The sequence below is a fragment of the Pallidibacillus pasinlerensis genome (assembly GCF_009996845.1).
GTDB classification, from domain to species: domain Bacteria; phylum Bacillota; class Bacilli; order Bacillales; family Caldibacillaceae; genus Pallidibacillus; species Pallidibacillus pasinlerensis.
Genome location: NZ_JAACYS010000140.1, coordinates 1 through 1,396, shown reverse-complemented (window position 1 = coordinate 1,396; position 1,396 = coordinate 1). Strand labels below are relative to the sequence as shown.

Genomic DNA, 1,396 nt, shown 5'->3' with positions numbered 1-1,396 from the left:
GATTTATTTTACTTTCATCATTTAAAACTAGACGTAAACGTGTCGCACAGTGAGCGGCAGCAGAAATATTATCTTTTCCACCAAGAGCTTCTAAAATTTCTTTTGCGATTTGATCGTACTTCATAGCTTTCTCTCCCATTCATTTAGTGGAACCGGTTCCATTTTTTGTGATTTAGGAACCGGTTCCAAACTTTGTGAAATGGAACCGGTCCCAATCTGATTATAAGTCATTAGGAATAATAGTGTCAACGCTTTCTCGTTCAATAATTTCATATTTTGATAATGTTCTTTTTGGAACTGACTCCTCGTTGACAAGCTTTACAATGTTTTGCGCTGCCATCTTTCCAGCCTCTTTAAAAAACAGTTTTACTGTTGTTAGCCCTGGGTGAATAATTTCTGTCACATCATATCCTCCAAAACCTGTAATAGAAACATCCTTTGGAATGCTTAATCCTTTTAATTGTGCTGCCCTTAAAGCACCAAGAGCAATATTATCCGTTGCACACACAATGCAAGTTGGCTGAAATCCTTCTAGCATTTCTGTTACCCTTTGTTGAGCAGCAAACATATTAAAACCTGTTTCAAAATAACGAACCTCACATCCTTCCGCTTCTGCTATTGCCCTTTTAAATCCTTTCTTTCTTCTTACTCCAACTGCTACATCCTTTTCGGTAACACCTAAGTAAGCAATTTTTCGATGCCCTTTCTCTAATACATATTTTCCAATTGCATAGCCTGCTTCCAAATCATTATGAATCAGACTATGTACGTCAGGATGTTCTTGACCAACAAGAAGAATCGGGATGTTCACCTTTTCAAATGCCTCTAAATGTACTTGTGTAATTTGAGTAGCAAGTAAAATAATTCCCGCAACTTTTTGACTAGCAAGGCTATAAATCGTTTCAATTTCACGCTCAATTTGCTGATTCGTATTGGATATTAATAATTGAAAATTCAACTCTTTTAATTGTTCATCAATCCCAATTAAAGAATGCGATGCTGCATAGGAATCTAATCGCGGAACAATCGTTCCAATAAAATATGTTTTCTTAGCCTTTAAACTTTGTGCAAAAGGATTAGGTGTATATCCTGTTTCTTTAATGGAAAGTTCAATTTTTCTTTTTGTTGCTTCACTAACAGATCCACCATTTAAATAGCGAGATACAGTGCTTTTGGAAACTCCCGAAATTTTTGCTATATCTGCAATAGTTTTATTCATTCCTAGTCCACCTCAAAAATAAGTTCTCTTTTATTTAGGCTCTTTTCTAAAAAATTGTTGCTAATAACCTCAATAAATGTTTACCAAACATATTCCTAAACGTATTGTAAAAACTTTTTATATTAAATAGGTTAACAATCATTGATTTTTAAGGGATTAAAGAAAAAAGACTTGTTC

Annotated in this window: 2 protein-coding genes; both read right to left on the bottom strand. The window is 34.3% G+C overall.

Translation table 11 applies throughout. From position 1 onward, the window contains the following. Positions 1-124: PTS transporter subunit EIIB (locus GW534_RS15835; RefSeq protein ID WP_161921926.1), on the bottom strand; the 124-nt coding region annotated here is incomplete at its 3' end. A gap of 96 nt (positions 125-220) precedes the next feature. After that, positions 221-1,219, bottom strand: coding sequence for a LacI family DNA-binding transcriptional regulator (locus GW534_RS15830; protein ID WP_161921925.1), 999 nt, complete (start codon positions 1,217-1,219; stop codon positions 221-223). Positions 1,220-1,396 lie beyond the last annotated feature (177 nt).

Excerpts from the sequence above, each read along its gene's own strand:
- GW534_RS15830 (WP_161921925.1), bottom strand. The coding sequence starts at position 1,219 with ATGAATAAAACTATTGCAGATATAGCAAAAATTTCGGGAGTTTCCAAA.